The sequence below is a fragment of the Massilia sp. Bi118 genome (genome assembly GCF_918697865.1).
Classification (GTDB): Bacteria; Pseudomonadota; Gammaproteobacteria; order Burkholderiales; family Burkholderiaceae_D; genus Telluria.
Genome location: NZ_CAKKMV010000020.1, coordinates 17972 through 31189 on the forward strand (window position 1 = coordinate 17972; position 13218 = coordinate 31189).

General features: G+C 66.3%; 14 protein-coding genes. 8 read left to right on the forward strand and 6 right to left on the reverse strand.

What is annotated here, in order from left to right; translation table 11 throughout:
* The first annotated feature begins 176 nt into the window (after positions 1 to 176).
* Together LQV39_RS23310 and LQV39_RS23315 are read left to right on the forward strand one after the other, a co-directional pair.
* A complete protein-coding gene (locus tag LQV39_RS23310; RefSeq protein WP_230029572.1) occupies positions 177 to 677 on the forward strand; it encodes an arsinothricin resistance N-acetyltransferase ArsN1 family B in 501 nt (166 codons plus the stop codon).
* 154 nt (positions 678 to 831) lie between these two features.
* A complete protein-coding gene (locus LQV39_RS23315) occupies positions 832 to 1410 on the forward strand; it encodes a hemerythrin domain-containing protein (RefSeq protein WP_230029573.1) in 579 nt (192 codons plus the stop codon).
* Positions 1411 to 1521: 111 nt separating this feature from the next.
* Here the strand turns inward: LQV39_RS23315 and LQV39_RS23320 are convergent, their stop codons facing one another.
* From LQV39_RS23320 to LQV39_RS23345, 6 genes are all read right to left on the reverse strand, one after another.
* A complete protein-coding gene (locus LQV39_RS23320) occupies positions 1522 to 3906 on the reverse strand; it encodes a bifunctional diguanylate cyclase/phosphodiesterase (RefSeq protein WP_230029574.1) in 2385 nt (794 codons plus the stop codon).
* 84 nt (positions 3907 to 3990) lie between these two features.
* Complete coding sequence (locus LQV39_RS23325; protein WP_230029575.1) at positions 3991 to 4746, reverse strand: LrgB family protein; 756 nt, start codon at positions 4744 to 4746, stop codon at positions 3991 to 3993.
* Positions 4739 to 5104: a CidA/LrgA family protein gene (locus tag LQV39_RS23330; RefSeq protein WP_230029576.1), complete on the reverse strand. Its 366-nt coding sequence runs from the start codon at positions 5102 to 5104 to the stop codon at positions 4739 to 4741. Before LQV39_RS23330 ends, LQV39_RS23325 begins: the two co-directional genes overlap by 8 nt.
* Before the next feature lie 55 nt (positions 5105 to 5159).
* Positions 5160 to 5972 carry a TorF family putative porin gene (locus tag LQV39_RS23335; RefSeq protein WP_230029577.1) on the reverse strand — a complete coding sequence of 271 codons (813 nt, stop codon included), beginning with the start codon at positions 5970 to 5972 and terminating at the stop codon, positions 5160 to 5162.
* Positions 5973 to 6278: 306 nt separating this feature from the next.
* Positions 6279 to 7358: a 4-hydroxyphenylpyruvate dioxygenase gene (hppD, locus tag LQV39_RS23340; protein ID WP_230029578.1), complete on the reverse strand. Its 1080-nt coding sequence runs from the start codon at positions 7356 to 7358 to the stop codon at positions 6279 to 6281.
* Between the two features lie 30 nt (positions 7359 to 7388).
* Entirely contained in the window at positions 7389 to 8294 is a 906-nt protein-coding gene (locus tag LQV39_RS23345; RefSeq protein ID WP_230029579.1) for a LysR family transcriptional regulator, read from the reverse strand.
* Positions 8295 to 8425: 131 nt separating this feature from the next.
* Between LQV39_RS23345 and hmgA the strand changes: the two genes are divergently transcribed.
* From hmgA to LQV39_RS23375, 6 genes are all read left to right on the forward strand, one after another.
* Entirely contained in the window at positions 8426 to 9706 is a 1281-nt protein-coding gene (gene hmgA / locus LQV39_RS23350) for a homogentisate 1,2-dioxygenase (protein ID WP_230029631.1), read from the forward strand.
* 90 nt (positions 9707 to 9796) lie between these two features.
* Complete coding sequence (locus LQV39_RS23355; protein ID WP_230029580.1) at positions 9797 to 11107, forward strand: hemolysin family protein; 1311 nt, start codon at positions 9797 to 9799, stop codon at positions 11105 to 11107.
* A gap of 55 nt (positions 11108 to 11162) precedes the next feature.
* The gene (locus LQV39_RS23360) at positions 11163 to 11951 is read left to right on the forward strand and encodes an OBAP family protein (protein WP_230029581.1); all 789 of its coding nucleotides are present in this window, start codon (positions 11163 to 11165) and stop codon (positions 11949 to 11951) included.
* Between the two features lie 39 nt (positions 11952 to 11990).
* Positions 11991 to 12329: a helix-turn-helix transcriptional regulator gene (locus tag LQV39_RS23365; protein ID WP_230029582.1), complete on the forward strand. Its 339-nt coding sequence runs from the start codon at positions 11991 to 11993 to the stop codon at positions 12327 to 12329.
* Positions 12326 to 12760 (forward strand): YeeE/YedE family protein, encoded by a 435-nt coding sequence (locus LQV39_RS23370; RefSeq protein WP_230029583.1) that lies wholly within the window; start codon positions 12326 to 12328, stop codon positions 12758 to 12760. Before LQV39_RS23365 ends, LQV39_RS23370 begins: the two co-directional genes overlap by 4 nt.
* Before the next feature lies 1 nt (position 12761).
* Positions 12762 to 13211 carry a YeeE/YedE family protein gene (locus LQV39_RS23375; protein WP_230029584.1) on the forward strand — a complete coding sequence of 150 codons (450 nt, stop codon included), beginning with the start codon at positions 12762 to 12764 and terminating at the stop codon, positions 13209 to 13211.
* The last annotated feature ends 7 nt before the right edge of the window (positions 13212 to 13218 follow it).

Below are 13218 nucleotides of genomic sequence, written 5' to 3' on the forward strand. Positions count from 1 at the left end.
ATGGCCCATCATCGCAGGCTTGCCGGCAGTGGGCATCAGCGTGTTCGCCGTGTCCGTGTAGGACGGAAAGCGACATCCAGTTGATGTAAACCAATAGCAATGTAATAATGCAATAAACGCCATTCATAGCCTGGTTCTATCGATCCGATAGCGTTTTTCCTTTCCTGTCGCTGCTCATGCACACCTCCTTCACGCTCCGCGATGCCCAGCCCGCCGATGCCGCCGCCATCGCCGCCATCTACAACCATTACGTGGCCACCACCACGATCTCGATGGAGTCCGATCCGGTCGCGCCCGAGGAGATGGCCCGGCGCATCGCCGACATCCAGGACGGCGGCCTGCCCTGGCTGGTGCTGCTCGAAGACGGCGAACTGCGCGGCTATGCCTACGCGAGCAAATGGCGCGCCCGCCCCGGCTACCGCAACTCGGTCGAGTCCAGCGTCTACGTGGCGCCGGGCCAGCGCGGCCGCGGCCACGGGCTTGCCCTTTACCGCCCGCTGCTGGCGCGCCTGCAGGGACATTTCCATAGCGTGATCGGCGGCATCGCCCTGCCGAACGCCGCCAGCATCGCCCTGCACGAACGCCTGGGCTTCCGCCAGGTGGCCTGCTTCCACGAGGTGGGCTTCAAGTTCGGCGCCTGGGTCGACGTCGGTTACTGGCAGCTGACCCTGCCCTGACGGGGCGGCGGACGGCACGGTTTTCCCGACTGCGGGCCTGGACGGTCCGGACCATGGCTTCTGCGCTGACAAAGCCATGCGCCGCGCTCCTACGCGGCGGCCATGGCGTGCGCACTAACATTTGTCTATCCGACTACAACGACAGGAGAAGATGATGTTTTCTCTAAAAAAACTGAGCCCATCGATCACCGACATGATCCGCTTCGATCACTCGCATGTGATGGTGACCTTCCACCAGTACACCGGCGACAAGCGCCCGAGCGTGAAGAAGGCCCTGGCCGAGACCATCTGCGACGCCCTCGAGATCCACGCGACGCTGGAGGAAGAAATCTTCTACCCGGCGATGCGTCCGCGCGCCGCCAACCAGAAGGTGATGGAAAAGAGCGAGCCGGAGCATATGGAAATGCGCCGCCTGATCCATGAACTGCGCAATACCGACCCGCGCGACAGCCGCCACGACGAACTGGTGTTCGAACTGATGCGCGACGTCCAGCACCACGTGGCCGACGAGGAAACCGTGCTGCTGCCGGAAGCCGAGCAGACCATGACCAAGGACCGCCTGTCGGAACTGGGCACCCAGATGACCAAGCGCCGCCTGGAACTGGTGACGCCGAAGGCCGGCAAGATCGCGAAGAACACCGCGGTCGGCTTCTCCGGCAGCACCGCCGCCGTGGTCATGGGCGTGGCCGGCGCCCTGTTCGCCGCGCGCGCCTTTACCCGCAAGCCTTCCTGAGACCCGCGGCTTTCCGCAGCGGCCCTGCCGTTTGCGCTCCCCCGGCACGCGCTCCCGCCGTGCCAAGCCCGTCTTCGCGTGAATGCGCGAGGACGGGCACCTCCTTCTTCGCTATGCGTGTAAAGTAACGCCGCGGGTCACCATGTCCGCCAGTCCCTGCTGCGAGAGCGCCGGGCTGAAGTAATACCCTTGCATCTGGTCGCAGTCGTGGTCGCGCAGGAAGACCATCTGCTCACGGGTTTCGACGCCCTCCGCGATCACCTTCAGTTTCAGGCTGTGGCCGAGGGCGATGATGGCGCGCGTAATCACCGAGTGGCCGTTGCTGTCGACGTTGCAGAGGAAGGAGCGGTCGATCTTGATATGGTCGACCGGAAAGGCCTGCAGCTGGCTCAGGCTCGAATAGCCGGTGCCGAAATCGTCGATCGACAGGCGCACGCCGAGCTTCTTGAGGTGGGCCATCACTTCCTTGGCTTCCTCGGGGCGCTCCATCAGCAGGCTTTCGGTCACCTCCAGCTCCAGGCAGGACGGCGGCACATCGTGGCGGCGCAGGCTGTCCGCCAGGCGGTCGACGAACTGGCGCTGGCGCAGCTGGCGCAGCGACAGGTTGACCGAGATGACGAAGTCGTCGATGCCCTGCCGATGCAGGGCCTGCAGCGCGCCGCAGGCCTCGTCGATCACCCATTCGCCCAGCGGGACAATGAGGCCGGTCTGCTCGGCCACCGGGATGAAGCTGTCCGGCCCCATCAGGCCATGTTCGGGGTGGTTCCAGCGTACCAGCGCCTCGGCGCCCACCATCCTGCCGCTGCGCAGGTCGACCTTGGGCTGGTAGCCCAGCACCATTTCATGGTTGCCGATCGCGCGGCCCAGGCTGGCCTCGAGCAGCAGGTGCTCGTGCACCAGGCGGTTCAACTCGGTCGAGAAGAACTGGCAGTTGTTTTTGCCCAGGCTCTTGGCGTGGTACATGGCGGCGTCCGCGGCGCGCATCACCTTGTCGACCGAGCCGCCGTCGCGCGGGAACAGCGCCACGCCGATGCTGGTGCCGGACACCACCTCCTTGCCGTCCAGGAGCATCGGCCGTGCGACGCTGCGGCGCACCCGTTCGACCAGGTCGGCCACCTGTTCCGGACTGCCCTGGTCGCAGATCACCAGCACGAATTCATCGCCGCCGACCCGCGCCACGGTGTCTTCCTCGCGCATGTTGGCGCGCAGGCGTTCGGCCGTTTCGCGCAGCACGGCGTCGCCGATGTCGTGGCCCAGGTTGTCGTTGATGTGCTTGAAGTTATCGAGGTCCAGGAAAGCCAGCGCGCCCACCGTGTGGTTGCGCGTCGCATGCTGGATGGCCTGCTTGAGGCGCTCCTGCAGCAGGGTACGGTTGGCCAGTCCGGTCAGGGGGTCGTGGTGGGCCAGGTGGTGCAGGCGGCGCTCGTAGTGGCGGGCCTCGGTGACGTCGTTGATCACGGCCACGAAGTGGGTGACTTCGCCGTCGGCGTTCATCACCGGATCGATGCGCAGGTCGTTGTAGAACACCTCGCCGTTCTTGCGCGCATTGCGCAGCACCGAACGCACGCTCTGCTTCTTGCGCAGGGCCTCGTGGATGCGCTTGTGCTCGCCGCTGTCACAGCCTTCGATGCGCATGAAGCGCGGGTCGCGGCCCTTGATCTCGGCCAGATCATAGCCGGTGATGCGTTCGAAGGCCGGGTTGACGTATTCGATGCGGTTGTTCGGGCCGTCGCAGCAGGTGATGCAGATCGCGTTCACGCTGGCGAAGATGGCGCGCTCGCGCACCTTCAGCACGTGTTCCGCCTCCTTGCGCATGGTGATATCGAGCCCGGTGCCGAACACGCATGGCAGGCTGCCGACGCTGGTGCGCGCGCACTGGAACAGGTAGCTGGTGCGCTTGCCGTGGCGGCCGACCAGCTCCGCCTCGTGCCAGGAGGAGCCGTGCTCGAAGGCGTCCAGGATCTTCTGCACGATCGCGGCCCGGCTGGTCTCGTCGAAGAAGTACTTCACCTCGACCGTCGGCAGGTCCTCGCTCGGCATCTCCAGCGCTTCCTCGAGCTGGTGGTTCCAGAGCAACAGGCGGCCGCTCTGGTCGATCACATAGAACACGCAAGGCAGGCCTTCGATGATGTCGTTGACCGGCAGGTCCTGGATCAGCGCATAGCGCGAGGGCGCGGTGGCCCCGCGCGGCACCACGATGACGCTGTAGCTGCCCTGCTGTTCGAGGTCCAGCGACTGCGGGGCAACCGTCACGCGCACCGGCACGCGGCGGCCATCCGCGCACACCAGGCAGCCTGCGCTGTCCTGGTCGACGCGCGCCTGGATCGATGCGTTTTTGCCCGCGCTGTCCTCGAATTCGACCAGATCGGCGAGCGTACGGCCGCGCATCTCGGCGGCGGTGTAGCCGGCGAGCTTTTCGCATGCCCGGTTCCAGCTCGTGATCGCGCCGCTGGCATCCGCGACGAAGACCGCGAGCGGCAGTGGAGAGAGATTCAAGACGTTCTCCTGATCCAGACTACCTGGGAGAACAATGATACGCCGCCACACGCCTGTTGGCGCGCGATACGTTCCAGCGCCCGCCTAGCGCCCCATCCACCCCAGCAGCAAGGGCACCAGCCAGGGCGCGAAGATTGCCGTCAGCACGCCGTTCAGGCCCATCCCGAGGCCCGCGTAGGCGCCCATCTCCGGACTGACCTGGAAGGCGCGCGCGGTGCCGATGCCGTGCGCGGCCACGCCCAGCGCCAGCCCGCGCGCGGCATGCGATTCGATCCGCAGGGCGTTCAACAAGAACCTTGCAGTGATGGCCCCGAAGATGCCGGTGCCGATCACCAGCACCGCGGTCAGCGCCGGGATCCCGCCCAGGTGTTCCGAAACCGCCATCGCGATCGGCGTGGTGGCCGACTTCGGCGCAATGGTGCGCGCCAGCTCGGGCGAGGCGCCCAGCATGACGGCCACCACGACCGCGGTCACGATCGCCGCCACGCAGCCGCAGACCAGCGCGCAGGCCAGCGGGAACAGGCTGCGGCGCAGGCGCGGCATCTGGCGCGCGAGCGGCAGCGCCAGTGCCACCGTGGCCGGGCCGAGCAGGAAGTGGACGAACTGGGCGCCGGCAAAGTAGCGCTGGTAGGACATGCCGCTCGCGACCAGCACCAGGCTGATGAGGGCGATCGCGATCGCCACCGGGTTCGCCAGCGGCGACATGCCGCAGCGTACATAGACCCAGTGCGCGAACACATAGGCGCACAGGGTCAGCGTGAGACCGAGCAGCGGCGAGGCGGACAGGTAGACCCAGAAGTGGGTCAGCTCTTCGAAGCCCAGTTCATTAAAACTAAACATCCTTCCGCTCCGGCGCCGGCTTGGCGCGCGGCATCAGGCTTTGAAGGACGAGCGCCGTGAGAGCCAGCGTGACCAGGGTGCTGGCCACCACCGAAGCCGCGATCGCCAGCCACTGCCCGCTGCCGCTCGAGGCCGCGACGACGATGCCGACCCCGGCCGGCACGAACAGCAGGGACAGGTGGCGCAGCAGCTCATTGGCGCCGCTCTCCACGACTTCCTGCAGGCGCGGAAAGGCGACCAGGGCAGCCAGCAGGAGCAGCATGCCGGTCACCGGGCCAGGCACGGGCCAGCCGAACAGGAACACCAGGCCTTCGCCCAGGCATTGGAACACCAGCAGGACGGCAAACGCTTGCAGCAAGATTTTCTCCGGATCGGGTCGATCCGGCGAGGATATCAGAAGCGGCGGGTAAGGCTCAGCACCATCGCGCGGCGGCCGGCACTGGCGGCCCAGGGCCGGCCATCGGCCCGCACGTTGCCGGTGCTGTAGCGGTCGTAGATGCTGGTGCCGCCGCCCCCCCGATCGCGCGGGTCAGGTTCAGGGCCACCAGCCAGCCGCCTTCCAGCCGGGTGCTGAGGCCGGCCGCGAGGTCGCGCCAGTTCCAGACGCCATTGCCGGCGCCGGCCACGCGGCCATCGCCGGCGTGCAGCTTGAGCAGCAGGCCCGGGCCGAATTCGTGCCTGGCGCCGAGGTCGAGATAGCCGGTGCCGCGCGCGTCGGCGACGCCGAAGAAGTCGCGGGTGAACGTGTAGTTATATCTGGCGTAGACCGCCTTCCAGCTCAGGCCGGCCGCCAGCTCGCCGTAATCGAAGCCGATGCTGCTGCCCGGCACGCGCGCGCCCGGATAGTGGTACCAGGTGGCGCGGGCGCTGTAGCCGAGGTCCCCGACCGTGCGGCTATAGCCGGCGTAGACGTCCATTTCGAGCGAGCCGTTGTCGATGAAGCGGTCGTCGACGGTGGAAGTCCAGGCGCCGGCGCGCCAGCCGTCCGGGCGCACGTAGTCGATGCCGGCCTGCAGCGCGGGCCGCCCCCAGCTCTGGCGGATGCCGCGCGAAACGTACTGCGAAGCGACGGTGACGCGCGCGCTCAGCGGCGCCGGTGCGAGGGCGGATTCGATGGCGGCGGCGTAGGGGCCGGTGCTGGGTGCGACGTCGGCGGCATGGGCCAGCGGCATGACGGCCGCAAGCAGCAAGGCTGCGCAGGGCGCGAGCCGGAGTGCTGGATGCATGGGATTGTCCGTGTGGGGTGGCGTGGAGAGATTCCACACGGCAATTCTAGAAGGATCAGCGGCGGATTTGCGCGGATCGGGGGTGAAAAACTACCGGAAATGCGGCTATGCGGTGCGCATACAACACTTTTGGTAGTGAACGATGACGAACTGAAAATACAGCTTGGCTACATTGGGCCCTGCGGCCCCAATACGTCATTCCCGCGGAAGCGGGAATCCATACTGAGCAACCGATGTCCGAACCGGCAGCATTGCGGCTTCGCCACATTCAGCATGGATTCCCGCTTTCGCGGGAATGACGGCAAATCACGCCGCCGTCTTCAAGGCCCCACGCTTCAACTGATCCCGCTCCATCGACTCGAACAGCGCCTTGAAATTCCCCTCGCCAAAGCCCTCATCCCCCTTGCGCTGGATGAACTCGAAGAACACCGGCCCCAACTGGTTCTCCGAGAAGATCTGCAGCAGCAGGCGTTTGGAACCGTCTTCGACCTTGCCATCGACCAGCAGGCCGCGCGCTTTCAGGGCGCCGACGTCTTCGCCGTGGCCAGGCAGGCGGGCTTCGAGCATTTCGTAATAGGTTTCCGGCGGCGCCGCCATCAGCGGGATGCCGGCGGCGCGCAGGCCGTCGACGGTGGCGAAGATGTCTTCCGTCAGCAGGGCGATGTGCTGGATGCCTTCGCCGTTGAAGCGCAGCAGGAATTCCTCGATCTGGCCGCCGCCGGTCTTCGATTCCTCGTTCAGCGGAATGCGGATCTTGCCGTCCGGCGCGGTCATCGCCTTCGAGGTCAGGCCGGTGTATTCACCCTGGATGTCGAAGTAGCGGATCTCGCGGAAGTTGAACAGCTTCTCGTAGAAGCCGGCCCAGTAAGCCATGCGGCCGCGATAGACGTTGTGGGTCAGGTGGTCGATGATCTGCAGGCCGTGTCCCTGCGGATGACGATCCACGCCCTCGATGAATTCGAAGTCGATGTCATAGATGGACTTGCCGTCCTCGAAGCGGTCGATCAGGTACAGCGGCGCGCCGCCGATGCCCTTGATGGCCGGCAGGCGCAGTTCCATCGGGCCGGTCGGGATCTCCAGCGGGATCGCGCCCAGTTCCAGCGCGCGGGCGTAAGCCTTGTGCGCATCCCTGACGCGGAAGGCCATGCCGCAGGCCGAGGCGCCGTGCTCGGCCGCGAAATAGGCGGCGGCGCTTTTCGGCTCGTTGTTGACGATGAAGTTGATCTCGCCCTGGCGATACAGCACCACGTCCTTCGAGCGGTGGACGGCCACCCTGGTGAAGCCCAGTTTCTCGAAGATCGGCTCGAGCATGCCCGGGGTCGGCGAAGCGAATTCCACGAACTCGAAGCCCATCAGGCCCATCGGATTCTCAAACAGGTCAGCCATTGTCTTGTCCTCTATCTCATTAGTTATGTACTACTCCGCGAACACGTCCGCGATCAGTCCCCGCAGCCACTGGACGCCGGGGTCATGGTTGAAGCGCCGGTGCCAGAACACGTTGGTCTGCAGGGTCGGCAGCTCCAGCGGCGGCGTAATCCATTTCAAACCGAACGGCGCCGCCGCGCTTTCCGCCAGCTTCTGCGGCACCGTCACCACCAGGTCGGAGCCAGCCACGATATACGGCACCGCGGTGAAATGCGGCACCCTGAATCTCGCCTGGGCCGTCACGCCGGCCTTCTCGAGCAGCGCGTTGATCCGGTCGTAGGGGCTCTGGGCCGCGTCCACGATCAGATGCGTCGCCTGCACGAAGCGCGCCAGGTCCACCGCGCCCGCCGCCAGCGGATGCCCCTTGCGGAACATGCTGACGAAAGGCTGCCGGAACAGCTGGCGCTGGTACAAGGCCTCCGACACCTCCTCGAAGGCGCCGATTGCCAGGTCTACCCTGCCCGTCTCCATGTCGTCCTTCAGCGTCAGCGGATTCGCCCGCCGCGACGCGATCTCCACGCTCGGCGCAAGCGCGCGGCAGCGCTCGATCAGCACCGGCATGAAGTAGACCTCGCCGACGTCGGTCATCGCCAGCGTGAAGCGGCGCGTGCTCGTCGCTGGCTCGAAGCGGCTGCGCTGGCTCAGCGCCAGGGCGACCTGGGCCATCGCGGCGCCGATCGGCTCGGCCATCTGCTGCGCCAGCGGCGTCGGCTGCATGCCGTGCGCGGTACGCACGAACAATTCGTCGCCGAAGGTACGGCGCAGGCGCGCCAGCGCATTGCTGACGGCAGACTGGGTCAGGCCGAGGCGGCGCGCCGCGCCCGAAATCTGGCGCTCGCGGTAGACCTCCTGGAACACGGACAACAGGTTCAGGTCGATGCTAGACGGTTCGATCATGCGCTCGATAGTGTTATTGATGTGCTGAATAGTCTACATTTTTATATTCATCTCGTAAAATTGGCCGGTCTCCTCTACAGTGACAAAAACGTCACACCGATCATCAGGAGATTGCATTGACCCAGGGATACATGTCCGGCTTCGCCAACGAGTTCGCCACCGAAGCCCTGCCCGGCGCCCTGCCGGCGCACCGCAACTCGCCGCAGCGCGTGGCTTACGGCCTGTACGCCGAGCAGATCTCCGGCACCGCCTTCACCGCCGCACGCAGCCATAACCGCCGCTCCTGGCTTTACCGGATCCGCCCGGCGGCCATGCACGGGAGCTTCGTGCCGCTGGCACAGACCCGCATCGTGGGCGGCTTCGACGGCCTGGCGCCCTCGCCCAACCAGATGCGCTGGAGCCCGCTGCCCATCCCCGACGTCCCCACCGACTTCGTCGACGGCCTGGTCACCATGGCCGGCAACGGCTCGCCGGGCGCGATGGCCGGCTGTGCGATCCACCTGTACGCGGCCAACCAGCCGATGAAGGGCCGCTACTTTTACTCTGCCGACGGCGAACTGCTGGTCGTGCCGCAACAGGGCCGCCTCTCCATCGCCACCGAACTCGGCCTGCTGGAAGTCGAACCGCAGGAGATCGCCGTGATCCCGCGCGGCGTGCGCTTCAGCGTAGCCCTGCCGGACGGCGCGGCGCGCGGCTACATCTGCGAGAACTTCGGCGCCCTGCTGCGCCTGCCGGACCTGGGCCCGATCGGCTCCAACGGCCTGGCGAATCCGCGCGATTTCCTGAGCCCGGTGGCGCGCTACGAGGACGTCGAAGGCGAGTTCGAATTGATCGCCAAGTTCGGCGGCAAGCTGTGGGCCGCGCCCATCAGTCACTCGCCGCTGGACGTAGTGGCCTGGCACGGCAACTACGCCCCTTACAAATATGACCTGCGCCACTTCAACACCATCGGCTCGATCAGCTACGACCACCCGGACCCGTCGATCTTCCTGGTGCTGCATGCGCCCACCAGCACGCCCGGCGTGGACGACCTCGACTTCGTGATCTTCCCGCCGCGCTGGCTGGCCGCGGAAGATACTTTCCGCCCGCCCTGGTTCCACCGCAACGTCGCCAGCGAATTCATGGGCCTGATCCACGGCGCCTACGACGCCAAGGCCGAAGGCTTCGTGCCGGGCGGCGCCAGCCTGCACAACTGCATGAGCGGCCACGGGCCCGACGCGGCGACCTTCGACAAGGCCAGCAGCGCGGATACCTCGAAGCCGCACAAGGTGGCGGACACCATGGCCTTCATGTTCGAGACCCGCACGCCGATCGCGGCGACGGAATACGCCCTGAATTCGCCGCAGCTGCAGCAGAATTACCAGGATTGCTGGGCCGGGATTGGCAAGCATTTCTCGCCAAATCAGCCTTAAAACAGAGAATAACGGCAGAGCTCAATCGTGCGCGAGTTGGCGCACGATTGCCGCCGTGCGATGATCAGGCCGACAACCAACAGGACCTGCATGGCCGACATCATCATCATTCTTGCCCTCATATTGCTCAATGGCATCTTCGCAATGTCCGAGCTGGCCGTGGTCTCGGCCAAGCGCCTGCGCCTCGAAAAGATGGCACTCGACGGCAGCGCCGGCGCCCGCAGCGCCATCAAGCTTTCCGACGATCCCAGCCGTTTTCTTTCCACGGTACAGGTCGGCATCACCCTGATCAGCATCTTCAACGGCGCATTCGGCGAAGCCTCGCTGGTAGCGCGCCTGGCGCCCAGCCTGACCGCAATGGGAATGGCCGACAACTACGCCCGGCCGGTGGCCCTCACCATCGTCGTGGTGGCGATCACCTTCGCCTCGATCGTGCTGGGCGAACTGGTCCCCAAGCGCATCGCCATACTCTATCCGGAAGTGCTCGCCTCGCGCGTGGCGCGTCCGCTGCGCCAGCTCTCGCGCCTGATGCACCCCTTCGTGCAGCTGCTGTCGCTGACCACCGACGCCATCATGCGCCTGCTCGGCATGCGCCACCACAAGGACGAAACGCCCACCGAGGAAGAAGTCACCGGCATGATCAAGGAGAGCACCGACGCCGGCGTGTTCGAGAAGGCCGAATACGACATCGCCGCGCGCGCGCTGCGCCTGGACGACTGGCATCTGCGCGCCCTGATGACGCCGCGCGTCGACCTCGAATTCCTCGACCTCGGCGAACCGCTGGCCAAGAACCTGGCGCGGCTGGCCGAGATCCCCTTCGCCCGCTTCCCGGTCTACCGCGGCGACCGCTCCCAGGTGCTGGGCATCGTCAACGCGCGCGACCTGTTCCGCCAGGCGATCCGCAAGGGCTCGCTGCAGGAGATCGACATCGAGGCCGAGCTCGACGTGCCGCTCTACGTGCCGGAATCCGTGAGCGCGATCGACTTGCTCGAACAGCTCAAGAAGAACCACGCGGAACTCGCCATGGTCGTCGACGAATACGGCGAAATCCAGGGCATGATCACCCTCACCGACGTCATGACCGCGCTGGTGGGCGAAGTGCCGGCGGTGGAGGACGAGGAAGCGCCGGACGCCGTGCGGCGCGAGGACGGCAGCTGGTTCATCGACGGCGGCATGGTCCTCGACCGCTTCCGCTACCTGACCGGCGCCGAGCTGAGATTCCCGGACGAAGGCGACGACGCCTACCACACGCTGGCCGGCTTCATCCTCTACCAGCTCGGCTACATCCCCAAGCCCGGCGAAACCCTGGACTGGGAAGGCTGGCGCTTCGAGGTGGCCGACATGGACGGCAACCGGATCGACCGGCTCATGGTGATACCCGTCAAGCGCGCCGAGGGCTGACGCAGGAACCGCCCAGCCGGGCGCAGGTCTATTGTTGAACGCACCAGGAGACCACATGCAGCCTAGCACGCTCATTGCCGCCGCCCTCTTTGCCGCATGCGCATCGGCATCCACAGTAACCCTGGCCGGCGCAGCCCAGGACTCGAAGCCGCAGGTGGCGCCCGCCGGCGAAGCCAAGGCGCCCAGGACCCGCGTGCTGGAAGCCGGCGCCAGGGTCCTGCAGCGCAATGCGCCGCTGGCGAAATTCGACATCTACCTGAACGGCTTCCACCCGATGAAGGACCAGCCGGACCAGCAGGTCGAGGCCCACCACTTCTGCCACCAGATGAACGAGGACATGGCCCAGTGCGCCCTGTTCGACGGCAACACGAGCAACGCCAACCTGAACGGCATCGAATACATCATCTCGGAAAAGCTGTTCAACACCCTGCCCCAGGAGGAGCGCCGCTTCTGGCACCCGCACAACGGCGAGATCCTGAGCGGCCAGCTGGTCGCACCCGGCATCCCGGAAGCCGCCGAGCACGAGCTGATGAAAAAGAAGATGAACAGCTACGGCAAGACCTGGCACGTCTGGAACACCGGCGCCAACGGCAAGGAGGGCGACAGCCTGCCGCTGGGACCCGCGATGCTGGCCTGGTCCTTCAACCGCGACGGCGAAATGCTGCCCAACCTGCAGGAAGAACGCGACACCCGCATGAAAATCCGCACCGCGGAAAAACGCAGGAAGCGCGCCGACCTCGGCAAGCTGGCCAGGCCGCAGTCGGGAGTGGACGACCTGAAAGGCAAGTTCGGGCGCGCCAGCCAGGAGATCCCGGGCGTCAGCGACAGCCGGACCCAGCAATAATCTATTGAATTATATAATATCGTTTGATAGACTGAAGTCATGAAAGACGATATCCGTTCCACGCCAGACTTCGATCCGGCAGCCATGCGCGTGGCTGCCCGCCGCGCCGGCGCGCTACTGAAAGCCCTCGCCAATTCCGACCGCCTGCTCCTGCTGTGCCAGCTTACCCTGGGCGAACAGCGGGTCGGCGAGCTCGAGAACGTACTCGACCTGCGCCAGCCCTCGCTGTCCCAGCAGCTGGGCGTGCTGCGCCAGGAAGGCCTGGTCGCCACCCGCCGCGAAGGCAAGCAGATCTATTACAGCATCGCCAGCGAGGAAGCGCTGGCCGTGTTGCGGCTGCTGTACCGGCTTTATTGCAAGCAGGAGGTAACAGCATGAGCATCGACTGGCTACACTTCACCCCGCTGGCATCGACGGCTGGCGGCCTGCTGATCGGGCTCGGCGCCGCCCTGCTGCTGCTCGCCAACGGCCGCATCGCCGGCATCAGCGGCATTACCGGCGGCCTGCTGCGCCCGGCGCGCGGCGATATCGGCTGGCGCTTGGCCTTCCTGCTCGGCCTGCTTGCCTCGCCGCTGATCTGGCTGGCGATGCAGGCCATGCCGCCGGCCCAGATCGACCACACGCCCGGCCTGCTGGCCGTGTCCGGGCTGCTGGTCGGCCTCGGCACCCGCTTCGGCTCGGGCTGCACCAGCGGCCACGGCGTGTGCGGCATCGCGCGCGCATCAAAGCGTTCGCTGGTGGCCACGGCCTGCTTCATGCTGGCCGGCTTCGCCACCGTTTTCGTGATGCGTCACATCATCGGAGGCTGAGATGCCCATGCTGACCGCCTTCATCGCCGGGCTGCTGTTCGGCTCCGGCCTGATCCTGTCCGGGATGAGCAATCCGGCCAAGGTGCTGGCCTTCCTCGACATCGCCGGGCGCTGGGATCCCTCGCTCGTGTTCGTGATGATCGGCGCGATCCTGGTCGCCGCCATCGCCTTCCGCATCGGCGGCGCGCGCGCCCGCACCGTGTTCGGCGGCGCCAATCACATGCCCGGCGCGGCGCGCGTCGACGGCCGGCTGGTGCTGGGCGCCGTGGTGTTCGGCGTCGGCTGGGGCCTGGTCGGCTACTGTCCCGGCCCGGCGCTTACCAGCCTCGGCGTGGGCGGCTGGCCGACGCTGCTGTTCGTGGCGGCCATGATCGCCGGGATGGCCGTGTTCGAAGTCAGCGAGCGCATCGCCGCCTGGCGCTCGACCCGGAGGGACCCACACACCGCCTAGGAGGTGA

What these genes read in the sequence shown, in the direction of transcription:
- LQV39_RS23310 (WP_230029572.1), top strand. Translation starts at nt 177, where the DNA reads ATGCACACCTCCTTCACGCTCCGCGATGCCCAGCCCGCCGATGCCGCC.
- LQV39_RS23315 (WP_230029573.1), top strand. Translation starts at nt 832, where the DNA reads ATGTTTTCTCTAAAAAAACTGAGCCCATCGATCACCGACATGATCCGC.
- LQV39_RS23325 (WP_230029575.1), bottom strand. Translation starts at nt 4,746, where the DNA reads ATGTTTAGTTTTAATGAACTGGGCTTCGAAGAGCTGACCCACTTCTGG.
- LQV39_RS23335 (WP_230029577.1), bottom strand. Translation starts at nt 5,972, where the DNA reads ATGCATCCAGCACTCCGGCTCGCGCCCTGCGCAGCCTTGCTGCTTGCG.
- hppD (WP_230029578.1), bottom strand. Translation starts at nt 7,358, where the DNA reads ATGGCTGACCTGTTTGAGAATCCGATGGGCCTGATGGGCTTCGAGTTC.
- LQV39_RS23345 (WP_230029579.1), bottom strand. Translation starts at nt 8,294, where the DNA reads ATGATCGAACCGTCTAGCATCGACCTGAACCTGTTGTCCGTGTTCCAG.
- hmgA (WP_230029631.1), top strand. Translation starts at nt 8,426, where the DNA reads ATGTCCGGCTTCGCCAACGAGTTCGCCACCGAAGCCCTGCCCGGCGCC.
- LQV39_RS23355 (WP_230029580.1), top strand. Translation starts at nt 9,797, where the DNA reads ATGGCCGACATCATCATCATTCTTGCCCTCATATTGCTCAATGGCATC.
- LQV39_RS23360 (WP_230029581.1), top strand. Translation starts at nt 11,163, where the DNA reads ATGCAGCCTAGCACGCTCATTGCCGCCGCCCTCTTTGCCGCATGCGCA.
- LQV39_RS23365 (WP_230029582.1), top strand. Translation starts at nt 11,991, where the DNA reads ATGAAAGACGATATCCGTTCCACGCCAGACTTCGATCCGGCAGCCATG.
- LQV39_RS23370 (WP_230029583.1), top strand. Translation starts at nt 12,326, where the DNA reads ATGAGCATCGACTGGCTACACTTCACCCCGCTGGCATCGACGGCTGGC.
- LQV39_RS23375 (WP_230029584.1), top strand. Translation starts at nt 12,762, where the DNA reads ATGCCCATGCTGACCGCCTTCATCGCCGGGCTGCTGTTCGGCTCCGGC.